This is a genomic window from Brevibacillus brevis, from assembly GCF_900637055.1.
Classification (GTDB): domain Bacteria; phylum Bacillota; class Bacilli; order Brevibacillales; family Brevibacillaceae; genus Brevibacillus; species Brevibacillus brevis.
In genome coordinates, this window is the sequence record NZ_LR134338.1 from 5587492 (window position 1) to 5605086 (window position 17595).

The 17595-nt window shown below is 47.1% G+C and carries 16 protein-coding genes and 1 riboswitch; of the genes, 5 read left to right on the forward strand and 11 right to left on the reverse strand.

What is annotated here, in order from left to right:
* Positions 1 to 15: 15 nt before the first annotated feature.
* The 4 genes from EL268_RS27035 to EL268_RS27050 all read right to left on the reverse strand — a co-directional run bounded on the left by EL268_RS27035 (position 16) and on the right by EL268_RS27050 (position 5622).
* Positions 16 to 1299 (reverse strand): branched-chain amino acid ABC transporter permease, encoded by a 1284-nt coding sequence (locus tag EL268_RS27035; RefSeq protein ID WP_106652488.1) that lies wholly within the window; start codon positions 1297 to 1299, stop codon positions 16 to 18.
* Positions 1300 to 1308: 9 nt separating this feature from the next.
* Positions 1309 to 2355, reverse strand: a complete 1047-nt coding sequence (locus tag EL268_RS27040) for a branched-chain amino acid ABC transporter permease (RefSeq protein WP_106652487.1) — start codon at positions 2353 to 2355, stop codon at positions 1309 to 1311.
* A 61-nt stretch (positions 2356 to 2416) separates the two neighbouring features.
* Positions 2417 to 3649, reverse strand: coding sequence for a branched-chain amino acid ABC transporter substrate-binding protein (locus EL268_RS27045; protein WP_106652486.1), 1233 nt, complete (start codon positions 3647 to 3649; stop codon positions 2417 to 2419).
* Positions 3650 to 3864: 215 nt separating this feature from the next.
* Positions 3865 to 5622, reverse strand: coding sequence for an adenine deaminase C-terminal domain-containing protein (locus tag EL268_RS27050; protein WP_106652562.1), 1758 nt, complete (start codon positions 5620 to 5622; stop codon positions 3865 to 3867).
* Between the two features lie 196 nt (positions 5623 to 5818).
* Between EL268_RS27050 and EL268_RS27055 the strand changes: the two genes are divergently transcribed.
* The 4 genes from EL268_RS27055 to EL268_RS27065 all read left to right on the forward strand — a co-directional run bounded on the left by EL268_RS27055 (position 5819) and on the right by EL268_RS27065 (position 8355).
* Complete coding sequence (locus EL268_RS27055) at positions 5819 to 6358, forward strand: YgaP family membrane protein (RefSeq protein ID WP_106652485.1); 540 nt, start codon at positions 5819 to 5821, stop codon at positions 6356 to 6358.
* A gap of 18 nt (positions 6359 to 6376) precedes the next feature.
* On the forward strand, positions 6377 to 6511 hold the full coding sequence (locus tag EL268_RS33770) for an EYxxD motif small membrane protein (protein ID WP_269149376.1): 135 nt from the start codon (positions 6377 to 6379) through the stop codon (positions 6509 to 6511).
* 240 nt (positions 6512 to 6751) lie between these two features.
* Positions 6752 to 7135, forward strand: coding sequence for a MarR family winged helix-turn-helix transcriptional regulator (locus EL268_RS27060; RefSeq protein WP_106652484.1), 384 nt, complete (start codon positions 6752 to 6754; stop codon positions 7133 to 7135).
* An 11-nt stretch (positions 7136 to 7146) separates the two neighbouring features.
* Complete coding sequence (locus EL268_RS27065; protein ID WP_106652483.1) at positions 7147 to 8355, forward strand: MFS transporter; 1209 nt, start codon at positions 7147 to 7149, stop codon at positions 8353 to 8355.
* 233 nt (positions 8356 to 8588) lie between these two features.
* Here the strand turns inward: EL268_RS27065 and EL268_RS27070 are convergent, their stop codons facing one another.
* The 5 genes from EL268_RS27070 to EL268_RS27090 all read right to left on the reverse strand — a co-directional run bounded on the left by EL268_RS27070 (position 8589) and on the right by EL268_RS27090 (position 14258).
* Positions 8589 to 9434, reverse strand: coding sequence for a hypothetical protein (locus EL268_RS27070; protein WP_106652482.1), 846 nt, complete (start codon positions 9432 to 9434; stop codon positions 8589 to 8591).
* Between the two features lie 77 nt (positions 9435 to 9511).
* Positions 9512 to 10495, reverse strand: coding sequence for a hypothetical protein (locus EL268_RS27075; protein ID WP_106652561.1), 984 nt, complete (start codon positions 10493 to 10495; stop codon positions 9512 to 9514).
* 297 nt (positions 10496 to 10792) lie between these two features.
* Positions 10793 to 12070, reverse strand: coding sequence for a phosphoribosylamine--glycine ligase (gene purD / locus EL268_RS27080; protein ID WP_106652481.1), 1278 nt, complete (start codon positions 12068 to 12070; stop codon positions 10793 to 10795).
* Between the two features lie 78 nt (positions 12071 to 12148).
* The gene (gene purH / locus EL268_RS27085) at positions 12149 to 13699 is read right to left on the reverse strand and encodes a bifunctional phosphoribosylaminoimidazolecarboxamide formyltransferase/IMP cyclohydrolase (RefSeq protein ID WP_106652480.1); all 1551 of its coding nucleotides are present in this window, start codon (positions 13697 to 13699) and stop codon (positions 12149 to 12151) included.
* Between the two features lie 181 nt (positions 13700 to 13880).
* On the reverse strand, positions 13881 to 14258 hold the full coding sequence (locus EL268_RS27090) for a hypothetical protein (RefSeq protein ID WP_106652479.1): 378 nt from the start codon (positions 14256 to 14258) through the stop codon (positions 13881 to 13883).
* 219 nt (positions 14259 to 14477) lie between these two features.
* A riboswitch (M-box (ykoK) riboswitch) is annotated at positions 14478 to 14646 on the forward strand.
* 294 nt (positions 14647 to 14940) lie between these two features.
* Here EL268_RS27090 and EL268_RS27095 point away from each other — a divergent pair.
* Positions 14941 to 15876, forward strand: a complete 936-nt coding sequence (locus EL268_RS27095; RefSeq protein ID WP_106652478.1) for a magnesium transporter CorA family protein — start codon at positions 14941 to 14943, stop codon at positions 15874 to 15876.
* Between the two features lie 60 nt (positions 15877 to 15936).
* On the opposite strand, the gene purN is transcribed toward EL268_RS27095, so the two are convergent.
* Together purN and purM are read right to left on the reverse strand one after the other, a co-directional pair.
* Positions 15937 to 16545, reverse strand: coding sequence for a phosphoribosylglycinamide formyltransferase (purN, locus tag EL268_RS27100; protein ID WP_106652477.1), 609 nt, complete (start codon positions 16543 to 16545; stop codon positions 15937 to 15939).
* Positions 16539 to 17579: a phosphoribosylformylglycinamidine cyclo-ligase gene (gene purM, locus EL268_RS27105; protein ID WP_106652476.1), complete on the reverse strand. Its 1041-nt coding sequence runs from the start codon at positions 17577 to 17579 to the stop codon at positions 16539 to 16541. The genes purN and purM overlap by 7 nt, the downstream gene beginning before the upstream one ends.
* Positions 17580 to 17595: the final 16 nt, after the last annotated feature.

Below are 17595 nucleotides of genomic sequence, written 5' to 3' on the forward strand. Positions count from 1 at the left end.
ATCCCTCCTCGTCCGCTATGACTGTTTCCCAGAAGTCAATTGGGACAGTCTGCCGAGAATCCCCAGCTTTTCTTTGCCAAACTCGCTATTTTTGATCGCATCGAGATCGTTTTTCTTCCGTTTGGCCGGAATCAATCCGTTAGGGCGATACAAGGCTACGAGAATGAGCATAATTCCGAAAATGAGTCGCTGGAACTTGGATGGGTCCAGCTGGTTCGGCAAACTGATAATCCCCGCATTTTGCAGACCGTGCAGGAAGTTGGAGAATTCTTTTAACAGCTGTACCTGCAAGATCGTGACAAAAGCGGCACCAAGCACAACGCCTGGAATGCTGCCACTACCACCCAGAATGACCATGACCAATATCCCGATTGATTCCATCAGCGTAAAGGAAGTAGGATCGATAAACGTCTGCTTGGCCGCAAAGATAACACCGACGACACCAGCGAAGGAAGCACCCAATGCAAATGCAGCCAGCTTGGTATTCAACAGGGAAATCCCCATGGACTGGGCAGCCAGCTCATCTTCACGTACCGCAATCCATGCACGTCCCAAACGAGAATGCTCAAAGCGTATATTCGCCAAAACGATAAAGGCAATCACAAACAAGACGATGAAGTAAAAGTAAAACGGTGTCCCCATTTTGATCCCAAACAGCTCAGGAGACGGAATCGGCGTAATTCCCTGCGGACCGTTGGTGATGTTGATGGGCTTGTCCAAGTTGTTGAAGACAATGCGAATGATTTCGCCAAAGCCCAAGGTCACGATCGCGAGGTAATCGCCCTTTACTCTGAGAACTGGCAATCCTAGCAATATTCCGAAAACGGCAGCTACTATCAAGCCGACTATGAGAAATGGCCAAAACCACTCACCGGAGAGCGGGAACAGATTCCCTGCAATAAACTCATTCGCTTGCGAGGTCGAGAAAATCGCGTAAGCATAAGCCCCAGCAGCAAAAAATGCGACGTAACCCAAGTCAAGCAAACCAGCAAAGCCTACTACGATATTCAAACCCAAAGCCATCGCTACATAGATTCCTACCTGTGAAGCTACTTCCATGTAGTATCGGTTTTCACCCGCTACCAACGGAATGATCAGAAGGAGAACCACAGCACCAATCACCATTTTGATCGTTTTGGAGGTATTGGTGTAATAGACAAGCACAATGGAAGAAAGAATGCCGAGAAACGCGATGACCGATTTATCCATGAGGTACAACGCGGCAGAAAAAGCTACAATCCAGATCAACGTGAATACGAGCGGAATGCCTTTGAACGATTTCCAAGCGAGATTTGCCATTTATTTCACCTACACTTTCTCTTTTACAGCTTCGCCAAACAGTCCTTCCGGCTTGAAGAGAAGCACGAGAATTAAAATACTGAACGCAAACACGTCTTTGTACTCTGCACCAAAGGCTCCGTTGGTCAACGGCCCCATAAAGGCACCGGACAGGGATTCCAGAAGACCGAGAAGTACGCCACCGATCATCGCACCACGCAGGTTCCCAATCCCGCCGAGTACGGCAGCTGTAAATGCTTTAAGACCGAGAATAAAACCGATATACGGATCGATCGTTCCGTAGTTTTGCGCAAACAGAACACCTGTCGCGCCACCCAGGCTGGATCCAATCAAAAACGTAAGCATGATTACTTTGTTTACATTTATGGTCATCAGCGAAGCCGTACTCTGGTCTTGTGCGACGGCGCGCATGGCGATTCCCCACTTTGTTTTATTCACAAACAACGTCAACGCAATCATCATGACGATCGCAATTACAATTACGATCAATCCTTTTGTTGGAATCGTAGCAATACTTCCTAATGGAATCGAACCTGTAAAAAGAGCGGGACTGTTCAAATAAAACTCATTACGAGCCAGTGCTTCTGTAAAACGTACGAGGTCTTGCAGCAAAAACGATACGCCAATCGCCGAAATCAACGGCACAAGGCGAGGTGCTCCACGCAATGGTCGATAGGCAATCCTCTCAATTCCTACCCCTAAAGCACCCGTTAATACCATGGCAATTATGAGTGTTATGAAAAGTGCGACAAATGGATTCATACCTTCAAGTGCCCCTAGCGCATCAGAGATCAATAATACCTCTGTACCGATAAAGGCTCCGACCATGAAAATGTCTCCATGGGCAAAGTTGATAATTTCCAAAATCCCGTAAACCATTGTGTAGCCTAAAGCCACGACTGCGTACATAAATCCAAGTGTCAATCCGTCAACCAACACCTGAGGCAAAATGTTGATCATGCTTTCCCATCCCTCATTTCTCTTGTAGACTTGTACAAATTTTCTGCATTCATTCCATTGACTGGACTTGTTTTCTCGTGGAAAAGGGGCCAACACCGGCGTGCAGCCCCCTATCCTGATATGAGGCATGGGAGTGTGTGCGCGTTTTGTGGTGTGATTACTCGGCCTTGCCTACGAAAATGGATTTGTCCTTGTCGTACTTGTAAATGAATACATCTGCATTTGTGTTGTCACCTTTTTCATCAAAGGTAACTTTGGTGAATTGACCCTGAAAATCTTTGGTTTTGTGGACTGCATCGAGGACTTGCTCGCGGGTTGGTTTTTTGCCTCCGTTTGCTTTGACAGCTTCCAAGACACCATTGAGGATGACGTTCATGGAGTCGAAACCGTAGACGGAATAGGTTTCCAGAGGCTTGCTTGTGGCTTTCTTGTACTCTTCAGCCCATTTCTTGCCCTCTTCGGTTTGTGTTACGTCTCCTGCTACTGACGTAAAGACAACACCTTCGACAGCATCACCGGCTATTTTTATCATATCAGAAGAATCCAAGCCGTCGCCACCCATAAAATAACCCTTAAATCCTTTTTCACGAGCTTGCTTGATCAAAATTCCACCTTCTGGATAAAGGCCGCCGAAAAAGATGATGTCCGGGTTTTTCACCGTTACCTGGTTAAGTACCGCGCTGTAGTCCTTTTCGCCCTGGGTAATGCCCTCGAAGCCAAGGATTTGTACCCCGTCCTTTTCGAATTGCAGCTTCACTTGATCACTCAGACCTTGGCCGTATGCTGTCTTATCATGGATAATATAGGCCGTTTTTACACCAAGTGTATTTTTTGCATAAAGAGCAGCCTTTGGTCCTTGCGCGTCATCGCGAGCACAAATTCGATGGACGGTTTTCTTGCCTTCCTCCGTGAGCTTCACCCCTGTATTTGCTGGGGATACCATGACCAGCTTGCCTTCCTCGTACTTCACAGACGATGGAATCGCAACACCTGTGTTATAGTGCCCAACTACACCGTATACATCAGGATCAGAGATGAGCATCTCCGCATTGGATACCCCGATTTTCGGGTCGCCTTGATCATCCTGAGGGAAAAGCTGGAGATCAAAGCCAAGTGCTTTAAACTCTTCCTTGCGCTGTTCGAGAGCGTAACCTGCGCCTGTCTTAATCGCATCTCCCACAGCGGAATTGCTCCCGGACAGCGGGGATTGTGTGGCAATCTTGATGAGGCCCCCCTCGGTCGTTCCGCCACCACTGTTGCCTGGAGCTGGCTGACTTTGCCCCCCGCTTGCGTTACTTCCGCCGCTTGAATTGCTGTTTCCTGCGCAACCTGTTAATGCCATACTCGCAGCCAATACCGCAGATAAAACCCCGACATAACGTTTTTTCATGCAGAATGAATCCCCCTTTTATCATTCTTTGTTTTCGTTTCCCAATCCATCTACCTTGCTAGCCAGGTTGCGACTTTCAAAAACAATGATCTACGGGGACAAAGTTAGATGAGGCTTGGATGTTTTTATTTTAAAATAAATCTGATAATTTACAAGAAGTAAAATATATTTTATGTACATATATCATTGATGCACAAATAAAAAATAACCCCCTCTCAGGAAAGAGGGAGTGCCGGAACGACGATTTGCCCACTCTTAACGTCGACAATGCCTGTTGCCGTGAGACGTGCATACGGCAAGTGGGTAGCCGTAAAAAACAAAAGCGAATAAATGGGATCGAGATGGACATGGCCTTTGGAACGGAGCTGACTTACCAAATTTTCACCCATGCTGATCACTTCCTCCATCGGCGCAGAGGAGAATTTTCCAGCAAGAGGCAATGGGCATTCGCAAGTGATTTTTCCTTCATCGATCAGGACGATTCCGCCTTTTATTTCCCGAGTACGCTCCAGCGCTTGTGCCATCGCTTGGGGATCTCGTCCGATTACGATCCAATCGCCAGACGCTGAATAGGTGCTGGCCAACCCTTCAAGATGCTCACCGAAGCCATGAAGTACTGCCAATGTTCGGTTACCGCCAGTCGCATCAATGATGGCGATCAACGCCAACTGCGGATCATGCTGCAAGGATACGTATCCATCCTGATCAACGGGCATGTCCTCTAGCGACAGCCGCGTGATAACGGCATTCAGCATCTGTATCACAGGGACCTTCCCGTCTTCATCTGGCCGCAGGCGGAACCAATCGGGATGCGTCCGCTTTTTCAATGGATCTGTCAAACGTAAAGAAGCTTCCTCCCATTGTGGTTGTACGGTTGGGACAAGCAAGGTTCCCTTTTCTGCCGCCCGTTGTCCATTCGCAATTACGATGGAGGGTGTCGGCTGATCTTTTGCAGGCAACAACAGCATATCCGCGATTCGGCCCGGAGCAATTCCTCCGATCTCCGCGTCCAGCCCATAATAGACAGCCGGGTTCAACGTCGCCATGATATACGCTTCCTCTGGCGGCATTCCCGCTTCAATGGCCACACGGATCGTACTATCCATGAACCCGTCTCGATGCATCGGCGGCGTGCTTCCATCCGATGTCAGCATCATCCGTGATGACCACGGCACCCCCAGCGCAAGCCACCCTTTCACCAGCTCCGGCAGATCAGGGCGAATGGCGGAATGGCGCAATGTTGCATACATGCCTAAACGGATACGCGACAACAAATCGGCTGCAGTGATGGCCTCATGACAAGCTGTTACACCGGCTGCTGCGGCAATGTTCAAGGTCTCGTTAGAAGCTCCCGGATGATGCCCCTCCATCCTTTTGCCCAAATCTCGCGTATGCTTCAAACCAAAAAGCAGCGTTTCATCCTCTTGTAAAACACCGCCCCAATTCGTCAACTCTCCTCCCTGGATTACTCGTGGATGCTCGAGCATTTGCGCCAATTTTTCCTTGGTGAACGCCGGATGAGCTTTTCCTGTCTGCGGATCAAGTCTGCCCCAGAAAAACTGCTTTACGGGATGTGCTGCCAGAGAATCCATGATCGCTGCCGTTTGCGAAAAAGGCAGATGCATGAGCATCAGTGAGTCCGACATCATTCCAGTGGTTCCCGTTTGCAGAGCAAAGTCAGCCAACGTGTATGGGTTATACCATTGAAACGGATGCGCGTGTGGCTCGATGTAACCCGGCACGAGATACTGCCCAGCCGCCTCCATGATCACGGTCTGGTCATCGACCAACGGCTCTTTTTCTCCTACATAAGCAATACGTTCTCCTGCCACTACGACGTGATGCTCTTGCCATTCTTTTGTATACACATTCAGAACGCTTGCGCCTTTTATCCAGAGGCTTGCCGGTGCCTGACGTCTACTCACGCGAATCATGTTCAAGTAATCACGGTCTGATAGAGCACGTACACGCATCATTTCTTCCTCTCCTCGCTGGTCTGCCGATGTTTTTTTAAAAATGAACGGTCGTTCATCGCTTTCTACAGCTTCGCCGCCCCTCAATCATTCCCCTGCAAGCTGTGCAGTTGGTAGTAACAATTCCCACGGGTCTCTTGTCCCCCTTTACTACACACTATGGAATAGATGTAATTGCGACAGGAGGGTATATCTCATGCAAAGAAACGTAGGTACGACTGATGCTATGCTTCGCATTACCGGCGGTTTGTTAGGCTTGGCATACGGTATCGGAAAAATGAGCCGCCGCCCCTATAAGACTCCTTGGTTTTTAATGGGGTTCTCCGCAATGAGGGTAGCAGAAGGGGTGACGCGTTTTTGTCCCACATTCGCCGCACTGGGCATTAATTCTGCAAAAGGAGTTGGCATGCAGGGCATGATGGACCAGCTCAAGAAAAAAGGCGTGGAGATGGCGGTCAACCAGTTTACCCGCTCCATGAATATTGCCCCTATCAAAGGCTCAGACACTATCCAAGATGATGCGAGCAACACTCCAGCGCCAACGAATAAGGCAAACATACAGTATTCTGCAAGCCCACAATTCTCAGCGAACCAGGAGAAACAACCAATCGACAATCAGCAAAAGGCGAAGCTTACCCCCGAGGATCAACTTCTCGAAACGGCGGCAAGGGAGTTCATCTCTTTTCGCTCCCAAGAAAATAACAACAGCAACACTCGCTACCCCACGTACAAGTAAGGAGAGGAGGCACTGCATATGCTTGTCGGCTCCCAGATGTATGAATGGATGTCGCATAACTTTTTTGTCATTGCCACGATCATTGGCGTCATCGCCGTGATGGGATACTATTTCTTCCGCTCATCGCGAAAGAGAGGAAGATATCGCCAATAATAGACAGCTAGACGAAAAGCCCGTTACATTCGATGAAAATGTAACGGGCTTTTCCCTAGCAGCGAATCGTTTTCGGGAATTCACAACGCGTAATCATCTCACTTTTTCCCATTTACATAATTACTTGTTATACATATAATTGTCATTGCAAGCATTTTTGAACGAAAGAGGGTCATTCCCCTGATCGATCATTGGCAAAAAGAACCGGTTGGATTTCTTATCGGAAATACATACCGGAGAATGATTCATTATGTTTCCCTTTTTTTAAAGGATTTTGATTTGACCACGGAGCAGTTTGCCGTCCTGTATCGGCTACGAGAAGAAGAGGGCATCAATCAAAAAGAGCTGGCCCAGCGCTCTGCCAAGGATCAGCCTTCCATGACACGCATTTTGGACACACTCGCCAAAAAAGGCTTTATCGAAAAGACTTTGAGCGAACAAGACCGACGCGCCTACATCATTACCCTTTCCCCGAAAGGACGGGAATGGATTGAGCAGGCGATTCCTGTAGAGGCTCGTGCCGTTGCAGACATTCTGGAAGGGATATCTCCTGAAAAGCTGGTCTTCTTGCGAGAAATCTTGCTGGAGATTAACGAGAACATCAATAGAAAAACGACGGACTAGGAGTGACAGCATTGGGAGAGAGTAGAGAGAGACTGTGGACGAGAGATTTTGTCCTGTTAACTGTATGCAATTTGTTGTTGTTTCTCACTGTGCAAATGCAGACACCTACATTCCCTGCCTATGTGAAGGAAGCGTATCAGGCCAATGATTTTGTCGTCAGCCTGGTCATTAGCTTGTTTTCACTTGCAGCAGTGATCGCAAGGGTGTTTACCGGGGAAGCATTGAAAACGAAAAGCAGTAAGATCTTGGCGATTGTAGCACTTGGATTCGTCGCGATATTTAGCGCAGGCTATTACTGGGCAGGAAGCATTGTTTTCTTTCTGCTGTTGCGAATCTTGGTCGGCATCGGTTTTGGAATGGGCAGTACGACCTTTCCGACGATTGTTTCCAATGTGATTCCTGCCAAACGGATCGGTGAAGGCATGGGGTATTTCGGCTTATCGACCAGCTTGGCAATGGCACTCGGCCCGTTGATTGGACTTGGCCTGTTGAATTGGTTTGGATTCGGATCGATGCTTATGGTTCTCGTGTTGCTGGTTGCCATTATTTTTCCGTTAATGCATTTTATCCGCGCCTACAATCAGCTTCCTGTGTCGTCCGGGAACGCACAAACGGTCACAGGCATTCGCCGTTTTTATGATAAAAAGCTGCTGCTTCCAGCTGGACTGAATTTTTGTTTGTCTATTACGTATGGCGGGATTCTCAGCTTTTTGGCCTTGTACGGGAAAGAAGCCCACATTGAGAATGTCGGCTGGTTTTTCCTTGCAAATGCACTGGCGATGGTGTTGATTCGTCCGTTTTCCGGCAAGCTGTACGATCGCAAAGGGCACATTGCCGTCCTGCCTCCCGGTGCGATTTTCGTCGGGATCAGCCTCTTGCTCCTGTCCCTAACAACGACAGAGTCCTTGCTTCTCGTCTCTGCTGCCTTCTACGGGCTAGGCTATGGCATGATTCAGCCATCTATCCAGGCGTGGATGGTGAAGGTCGTCACACCTGAGCAACGCGGCATGGCGAACGGACTGTTCTTTAATTCCATCGATTTGGGGATCGCGGTCGGCTCTGTGCTCCTCGGTGTCATTGCGACACATTCGAGCTACTCTGTCATGTACCGCTGGTCGGCAGCGTGCTTGCTGCTGTTCCTCATCGTTTATTTCCTTTCGCAGCTGGCTGCGGCCAAAGCGAAAAAGGCGGCGGTTGCGAGTGAAAACATGGGCATGTAAGAGAAGCTTATTATTCTAGTTTTGCGGTATGCCTAAGTGTAGCGAGAGTTTGTCTGGCATGTTGGACGACGAGCATTTTGACCCGCTCTTGTCCTCCTGCTATTCTTCCATTCATCATCAACGATCCCATGCCATGCAAGATAGCCCATACTAACACAACTGTATTTTTTCAGAAAAAAGATGCTCCCTATAGAGATATTTCTTTAAGGGAGCATCTCCTTCTCGCTCAAAATCTATGGACTAGTGATCAGAAAACATTTGTAACCTTCCGTATCTGGTTCATGCTGAAAAATAATCGTCCAGTTCAAAATAGAGTCAAAAATATACAAATCAAAAGTAAATCGTGTATATGATTCTAATAATCGCTTGGTACCTAGCTTGAATACTTTATTTCGGGTAAAGTCTCTCCCAACCAAACTAGCAGAGTCCCAGAAAAATAATACTTCTTCTTTGTCATCAAGATAATCATTTACTTCTGAGATGGTTAACCCTGTGGCTCTCTCTCTCTTAAGAAATTGCCATAAATAACCTTTGTCTAGCTTGACGTACCGTTTATAAAAAAAATTGCTTACACAATCACCGCTGACGTTAAAGAATGTATGTATGTACTTCTCTCTTAATTGGGTTGACACTTCATTAGAAAGAACAGGTATGCTACGAATGTTCAATACATCTTCTTTGTACTCAACTGGTCGATAAAAATGCATACCATTTAGGGAGCCATTTCTTATATTAAAGGTTCTAAATTCAATCCGATCACTAGTCTCATAATTCGTCATTGCAAACATATCATGTTCAAAATCTGATTGACTCATATGAATTAAAGCATATGTGCCAGAGGGAATATTCACCACCACACAATTTTCGGGGACACGAGTGATTGTATTTACTCTTATTCCAATCACAACATTTTCTGACTCTTGGTCCCAGACCTCATAAAATACAGGAAATTCCACACTACTTGCAATTTCTGAGAATAATGGATCGGGTGATTCAATAAAACCCTCCCAATCGAATTCATCGTCTAGCACTTTGCCCACAACAAAAAAAGTTTCAAGTTCAATAACTCTTAATTTCATTATATCTCCTCGCTTTTAGCGATAATAGCAAGTAAGGGCGTAACAAAAATATGTTACGCCACATAAAGAATATTTGCCTACCAAGAAAAGAAATGATGACCTCTCACTCTTTTCCATTCACCGTCAATCTTCTTTATTAAATGGAAATGAGGAAGATTAGCAATCATGAGCCTTCCCTCACCATCTATAAAATGAGGATCTTCATAAACTTTTCTATAGTTCGTTTGAGTGACTACATTTTCGGCATCTTTTCTACTTACGCTAAACGTATCTTTTCCCCTTGTAGCTTCTAATTGAGCCTGTCTGAGAGTTAGTGGTTCTTCTACAAATATTCCACCATCAGAATTTAATTTTGCTGCAAAATGTTTTACTTTTTTCTTTTTTATTTGATATTCAACTTCTTCACTCATTGTAACACTTTTAGTCACAACTTTAATAAAGGCTCTACCAAAATACTCGCCTATTTCCTTAGCAAGGGCTCCTTGGTTTGCAACATAATCACCTACAAATTCACCTGTTATTACCGCTCCTGTAACAAGAGCTATAAAATCCCCAACAGGTATTGGGCCATCAATCGCAGCAATAACTCCCAATGCTGCTAAGCGTTTAAGTAACTGTTTCTCGGTTATTTTAATTCCAATCTCTTCTAATACTGTTAGAGCGTGGCTCGTCGTTATACTTCTGATCTCCACCTCTTCTGGGAATTCATTGTGGATCTGATAGTAATCATAATATTCTTTAGCAAGCGCATCTATACGCTCAAAGTCCCTCTGTAAATCTTCTTGATCTATATCCATCATATTATGATCGTTGTTCTCAGACTGCGTTGTATTATCTGCATACTCATCAACAATTGAAACAATCTCTTCAAACAAGTAATCTTCGTTATCTGCCAAATATTCTTTTAATTTATCACTCAATTCTACGGAATCTTCTGTACCCTCATCTGACAATATGTCTATATACTGCTCAATTTCACTTCGCTGAATATAGTCGTCATTCTTATCGCTCGCCTTTGCAAAAATACTAGAAGCATTTCCGAATAACAATGCGATGACCATAAAAACGGTTATCCATCTTTGATTCTTAAACATAAATTCAGTTGATACTACATTTTGTAGTATTCAACCTTCCACCCCCTGTATTTAAATTATATTATTGGTAAATACCCTATATATTACCATATATATTTATACTACATTCTCTACTTTCGGTAAATAGACTTTGTATTTTTTGGAAAATTAAGTTATATAAGCAAGAAGTTTTAATCAATAATTTGACGCTAATATGAACTCACTTGTTAAAAAAAAAACTGTTCCCTAGTAGAAATTCCTACTAAGGAACAGTTTCTTTTGCTGTTACGACTTCTGCTGATACTTCATCGCGCGTGCCGCAATATCCGTGCGATACTGCGCCCCATCAAACGAGATCCCTTGGACCTTCGCATACGCTGTGTCACGCGCCTGCGCCAAATCCGCTCCTGTTGCCACAACGCCAAGCACACGGCCACCGCTCGTCACGATGCCTTCCTCGGTTTCCTTCGTACCTGCGTGAAACACCGTAGCTCCCTCGTTTGCCTGACCCAGTCCCTGGATCAACGCACCCTTTGGATATTCTCCCGGATAACCCGGCGCTGCCATGACGACACAAACAGCACTTCCTTTTTGCCATGTCACATCGACTGCATCGAGCTCGCCATTGACCGTTCCGACAAAAATATCAAGCAAATCTGTTTCGAGCAACGGCAAGAGCACCTGTGTCTCTGGATCGCCAAAACGCGCATTGAACTCCACGACTTTTGGTCCTTGCTCCGTAATCATCAGACCTGTGTAGAGAATGCCTTTGAACGGAATGCCATCCTTGGCCATCCCTGATGCCATCGGCTGGACAATCGTTTTGACGATCTCGTCTACCAGCTCAGCAGACATTTGCGGTACCGGGGCGTATGTTCCCATGCCGCCTGTATTGGGACCGCGGTCATTATTGAAAATTCGCTTATGATCCTGGGAGGTAATCATCGGCTTAACCGTCTCTCCATCGACGAAAGACAGCAGCGACAGCTCCTCGCCGAACATACACTCCTCAATGACCACGCGCGCCCCTGCTTCTCCAAAGACGCTTTCCTGCATGATTTGACGGAGTGCCTCTTCCGCTTCCTCCACCGTCTCTGCGACAACGACTCCTTTCCCCGCTGCCAAGCCGTCCGCTTTGACAACGATAGGAGCTCCCTGCTCTCTCACGTACGCACTCGCCGATTCGTAATCCAGGAACGATTCATAGGCAGACGTCGGAATCTCGTAGCGTTTCATTAGACTTTTCGCAAAAGACTTGCTGCCCTCGATCATTGCCGCTTTTTGATTCGGGCCATAGATCGGCAGGTTGCGCTCCTGGAAAAAGTCCACAATCCCCGCCAGCAAAGGATCTTCCGGGCCAACGACAGTCAGATCAATTCCCTCATCTTTGACGAATTGAGCCAGTGCAGCAAAATCATGGACGCCAATCGGTACGTTTTGAGCGATTTGGGCTGTGCCCCCATTTCCTGGCGCACAGTATACCTTGGTTACTTTAGAGCTCTGCAACAGCTTCCAGGCAATCGTGTGTTCTCGACCGCCGCCGCCGACCACTAATATTTTCATCGTATTTCCTCCTGTGTGAGAGGTAATCCACTCTTTAGTACGTGTTAAAAAAGCGAACGTTACTCCGAATAGCCTCTTTTAGTGCTTGAAATGACGAGTGCCGGTAAAGATCATCGCGATGCCCGCTCGGTTGCAAGCATCAATCGATTCTTGGTCGCGAATGGAGCCGCCTGGCTGAATGATAGCGGTAATCCCTGCTTTGGCTGCCTCTTCCACGGTATCTCCCATCGGGAAAAACGCATCCGAGGCCATAACCGCGCCACTTGCCAATGCACCTGCCTGCTCGATGGCGATTTTCGCTGCCCCAACGCGGTTCATCTGGCCTGCACCCACGCCGATGGTCATATTGTCTTTTGCCAAGAGAATCGCATTCGATTTGACGTGCTTGACGACCTTCCAGGCGAATTTCAACTGTGCCAGTTCCTCTTCCGAAGGCTTGCGGTCTGTGACCACTTGAATCTCGTTTTCTTCGAGCTGCTTGTAGTCGAAGTCTTGAATGAGCGCACCGCCTGCAACCGGAGCCACGCGGAACAGATTGTCCACTTTTTTGCCTGGTTCATTCAGCGCAGGAATACGCAAGAGACGCAGGTTCTTTTTCTCAGCCAGAACCGCCAATGCCTCTTCGGTGAAGTCTGGTGCGATAATAATTTCCAAGAAAATCTCTTTCATTGCGAGTGCAGTGTCACGGTCAATCGGGCGGTTTGCTGCCACGATCCCACCGAAAATAGAGACAGGGTCTGCTTCATACGCTTTTTGGTAAGCGGCGCGAATATCAGTGCCGATCCCTACTCCACAAGGGTTGGAGTGCTTGATCGCAACGACAGCAGGTTCAGCGAATTCACGTACAATCGCCAGCGCTGCATCTGCGTCATTGATGTTGTTATAGGAAAGCTCTTTTCCTTGCAGTTGACTCGCATTCCCGATGCTCAACTGATCCGATAACGGCTCACGGTAAAATGCCGCACGTTGATGTGGATTTTCCCCGTAGCGTAAATCCTGTGCTTTCTCGTAAGTCACCGTGTAGCTCTCAGGCAACAGTTCGCCCACCTGCTCACTCAAATAGCGAGAGATCAAGGCATCATAGGCGGCTGTATGACGGAAAACTTTTGCAGCCAGCTTGCGACGAGTTTCTAGCGTAGTATCGCCATTTGCTTCAATTTCTTCTGCTACTTTTTCATAATCGGCTGCATCGACCACTACACTGACGAACGCGTGATTTTTCGCAGCAGAACGCAGCATCGTTGGTCCACCAATATCAATATTCTCAATGGCATCTTCATATGTCACGTCTGGCTTCGCGATCGTTTCCTTGAAAGGATACAGGTTCACGACAACCAGATCAATGGTTTCAATCCCAAGGTCTTTTAGTTGCTGCACATGTGCTTCACTGTCCCTTACAGCCAAGAGGCCGCTGTGGATATTGGGATGCAACGTTTTGACGCGACCGTCCAAAATTTCTGGAAATCCAGTCACTTCAGAAATGCCAATGACGGGAACTCCCTCTGCTTTTAAAAGAGAAGCCGTACCCCCGGTAGAAATGATCTGTACCCCGGCGGCTACCAATCGACGGGCAAACGGAATCAATCCTGTCTTGTCAGAAACGCTGATCAACGCTTTTTTCACACTCACGGATAGAACCTCCTGAATTTTAGTGAAAACATGAGTAACTATCGACCAAAACACGAACATTACTTATATATTATAAAATAATCGTACGCTATTATCAATAACTTCGTCAGAAAAACAAACGCAGCCGCCCATGCCTGTTCGGCACTTGCGACTGCATACACCTGCATTTGCTTTGATGAAGTTATCGTTTTTTCTTGCCTTTGCCTGATAGCTTTTTGATGCGATCTGACAGCGGGGCTGATTTGCTTTTGGCAGTCGCCCTGATTGGCTTGATCGGCTTCTTCGACTTGCGGCTCTTCGCCTTTACTTCTTTGGGCATTAAATTCCCTAACTCTTCCATGGAGATGGATTGGCCGTCCTTTACACGATCCCTGACGCGCTCTTTCGTCTCCTCTGGCACCTCGAATCCCATGTTGCCCAGCTCATCGAGCAGTGAATCTACGTTCGCTCCGCCCTTCGGCATTTTTTCCGCTAGCTTCATAATATCGTTAAGCGTCCATTGCCGCCCTGTTTTTTGGCTTAGCTTATCGAGCAAGTTCGAAACAAAATCTCCGCTCAAGTCTGCCCCTCCCTTTGTGGGAATATCCCTCTCTTACTGTATGTCACAAGAGTTGATTTGGTTTGTCATGATTCGCGGAAGAAGAATTGCAGCAAAATAGGGTGAGTCGGTCATAGTTAGAAGCCGACACCGTATGAAAGGACATGAATAACATGCATGTAGGACGAGAAAACATGATTGACAAATACTGGTGACAGGAATAAGATGACAAAGTCAATCATTCATCCTCGTTAGGTGAGGCTCCTATACAAACATAGGCCACTGCCCGGAAATATCGAAAGATGCCAATGGGTAGAACAGGAACTGCCGAACTAAGGCTTTTCTTAAGGTGGCTAAGGAATGTTTCCTTTACGTTGTATAGTGCCAAAGCTCTTGCAGGGGGAGAAAAAGTGGTGTTATTTTGTGCACTTTTCTAACCCTCTAGATTCCCGCTAGAGGGTTTTTATTATCGAAAGGGGGGAACGTTTTTATGGACAGTAGTCCAAGTTGCCGAATGAATAACTGCAATCAGTATTGTGTACGGAGAATTTTCCGGCCTTGTGGCGCTGCGGCATGTTCCCCATACCTTATTTGACATTCTCCCTTTTTATGGGACGAGTGTATGTAAGTATGTTTAAGTACACATGCTTGCGCAACATGGTCGTATCCCTCCGATCCTTATTTGCGAAAGGATGAGAAAACCATGTTGAACATTTACAAAACGAATGCCATGGGAAAAATAGAAGAACGGCATCAATTTGAAAAAGGCTGCTGGATCCATCTGACCGATCCTTCTGAGCAAGAAAAGCAACAAGTCGTCAGGGAGTTGTCGATTGACCTTCATTTTTTGCAGGATGCCCTTGATGACGAAGAAATAGGACGGATCGATAAGGACGGCAACCGCGTGATGCTCTACGTGGACATCCCGATCTCCACGAAGGAAGGGACGAAGGACAACTACACGACGGTTCCGCTGGGAATCATGGTGATGGAAGATTATATCTTAACCGTTTGCCTGGTAGAAACGGCTGTCATGAATGAGTTCGTCCAAGGAAAAGTGAAAAGCTTTCACACGCACATGCGAAACCGGTTCGTTCTGCAAATTTTATCAAATGCATCCCACTATTATTTGCAGTACTTGAAAAAAATCAACAAACAGACAGAAATGCTGGAAAAATCGTTGCGACAATCGACGAAAAACAATGAACTGCTTACCTTGCTTGAATTGCAGAAAAGCCTCGTTTATTTTTCGACGTCCCTGGAAACGAACAGTCTGTTGATCTCCCTGCTTCGGAGCGGCAGTTATTTGAAAATGTACGAAGAAGATAAGGAGCTGCTGGAAGAAGTAAAAATCGAAACCAAGCAGGCTATCAAAATGACGGAAATCTATACGGCCATTTTAGGGAACATCATGAATGGCTTTGGCTCTGTCATCTCCAACAATCTGAATCGCGTATTAAAGCTGTTGACCGCCATTACCATCGTTATCACATTACCTATGGTGATCGGCACCTTTTACGGGATGAACGTCGCGCTTCCTTTTCAGGATCATCCATACGCATTTACGATCATTATGATCATGTGCACCACCATTACCTCAGTAACAGCCCTCCTTTTTTGGAGGAAAAAATATTTCTAAAACCGATTGCAAAAAAACCGACATCAGAAATGGATGTCGGTTTCTTCTTATTCTCTCGGTTTACGTCAGCTGGACAAGCCGTCCCTCAAGCTTTACTCTTTCGTCCACCAAAAGGCCAATGACCTTCACCAAAAGCTCATGCTCCACGGCATGGATGCGAGCCGCCAAAGTCTCAGCCGTATCTGCTTCTTGCACTGCTACGGGAATCTGGGCAATGATCGGCCCTGTATCCAGACCAGCATCAACCAGATGTACCGTTACCCCCGTTATCTTTACCCCGTATGCGAGTGCCTGACCAATCGCGTCTTTTCCTGGGAAAGCAGGCAAAAGCGATGGATGCAGATTGATGATTTTTCCTTCGTAGTAAGACAAAAGGGTGTCGCCCACCAACCGCATGTAGCCTGCCAGCACAACCAGCGATATATCGCGTTTTTGGAGCTGTGCCACTATTTCCTGCTCAAAAGCCGCCTTGTCTGCATACTCCTTCGGTTGAAAAACAAAGGCGTCGATCCCTAAACGCTCTGCCCGTTCCAAAACCTTGGCGCCGGGCTTGTCGCACACGAGCAAGGCAACTTCTACACCTGTGAGCTTGCCTTCCTGTACAGCCTGCACGATCGCTTCAAAGTTGGAGCCGCTGCCTGAGGCGAAAATGGCCAGCTTTCTCACCATTCCACCCCGTTGTATACGACTTTGCGCTCTCCCGCTTGAATATGTCCGATCAAATACGCCTGTTCTCCCAGCTCTTGCAGCTTTTCCATAACACTCACTGCGTCTTCCGGCTTCACGACGAGCATCATGCCAATGCCCATGTTGAACGTTTTGTACATATCCGGATAAGAGATGTTACCAGCCTCTTGTACCAGCTCGAAGATCGGCAGCACCGGCCAGGAACCAACGTTGATCACAGCCTGCATTCCTTCTGGAAGTACGCGCGGAATGTTTTCAGTAAAGCCGCCGCCTGTGATGTGTGCCAGAGCTTTCACTTCATGGGACTCCAGAACGGATAACACTTGCTTTACATAAATGCGGGTCGGTGTCAGCAGCTCTTCGCCGAGCTTTTTGCCCAATACGTCAACATGATCATGCAGGGACATACCTTTGTCTGCCAAAAGAACCTTGCGAACGAGCGAGAAGCCGTTGCTGTGCACGCCGCTGGAAGCCAGACCGATCAGTACATCGCCTGCCGCCACGGACGCTCCTGTAATCATTTTGCTCTCGTCCACCACACCTACGGTAAAGCCCGCGATGTCGTATTCGCCTTCTGCGTACATGCCAGGCATTTCGGCAGTCTCCCCGCCAATCAGAGAGCAGCCGGACTGGGAGCAGCCTTCCGCGATCCCTTTGACAATCGCTTCAATTTTTTCCGGAATGACCTTGTCTACTGCCAGATAATCGAGGAAAAAGAGCGGCTCTGCCCCTTGAACCACAACGTCATTGACGCACATGGCGACAGCATCGATGCCGATTGTATCGTGTTTGTCCATGGCAAATGCGAGCTTCAGCTTGGTTCCTACTCCATCTGTGCCAGAAACGAGAATCGGTTTCTCGTATTTTTTGGTATCCAGGCGAAACAGTGCTCCGAACCCGCCCAAATCAGTCATAACTTCCGGGCGGAAGGTTCGTTTGACGTGCTTTTTCATGCGTTCGACGGCTTCGTTGCCCGCATCGATGTCTACGCCAGCTTGTTTATATGCTTCACTCATCGTTTCTCCCCCTAGC

Excerpts from the sequence above, each read along its gene's own strand:
- EL268_RS27035 (WP_106652488.1), bottom strand. The coding sequence starts at position 1,299 with ATGGCAAATCTCGCTTGGAAATCGTTCAAAGGCATTCCGCTCGTATTC.
- EL268_RS27045 (WP_106652486.1), bottom strand. The coding sequence starts at position 3,649 with ATGAAAAAACGTTATGTCGGGGTTTTATCTGCGGTATTGGCTGCGAGT.
- EL268_RS27050 (WP_106652562.1), bottom strand. The coding sequence starts at position 5,622 with ATGCGTGTACGTGCTCTATCAGACCGTGATTACTTGAACATGATTCGC.
- EL268_RS27055 (WP_106652485.1), top strand. The coding sequence starts at position 5,819 with ATGCAAAGAAACGTAGGTACGACTGATGCTATGCTTCGCATTACCGGC.
- EL268_RS33770 (WP_269149376.1), top strand. The coding sequence starts at position 6,377 with ATGCTTGTCGGCTCCCAGATGTATGAATGGATGTCGCATAACTTTTTT.
- EL268_RS27060 (WP_106652484.1), top strand. The coding sequence starts at position 6,752 with ATGATTCATTATGTTTCCCTTTTTTTAAAGGATTTTGATTTGACCACG.
- EL268_RS27070 (WP_106652482.1), bottom strand. The coding sequence starts at position 9,434 with ATGAAATTAAGAGTTATTGAACTTGAAACTTTTTTTGTTGTGGGCAAA.
- EL268_RS27075 (WP_106652561.1), bottom strand. The coding sequence starts at position 10,495 with ATGGTCATCGCATTGTTATTCGGAAATGCTTCTAGTATTTTTGCAAAG.
- purD (WP_106652481.1), bottom strand. The coding sequence starts at position 12,070 with ATGAAAATATTAGTGGTCGGCGGCGGCGGTCGAGAACACACGATTGCC.
- EL268_RS27095 (WP_106652478.1), top strand. The coding sequence starts at position 14,941 with ATGTTGAACATTTACAAAACGAATGCCATGGGAAAAATAGAAGAACGG.
- purN (WP_106652477.1), bottom strand. The coding sequence starts at position 16,545 with ATGGTGAGAAAGCTGGCCATTTTCGCCTCAGGCAGCGGCTCCAACTTT.
- purM (WP_106652476.1), bottom strand. The coding sequence starts at position 17,579 with ATGAGTGAAGCATATAAACAAGCTGGCGTAGACATCGATGCGGGCAAC.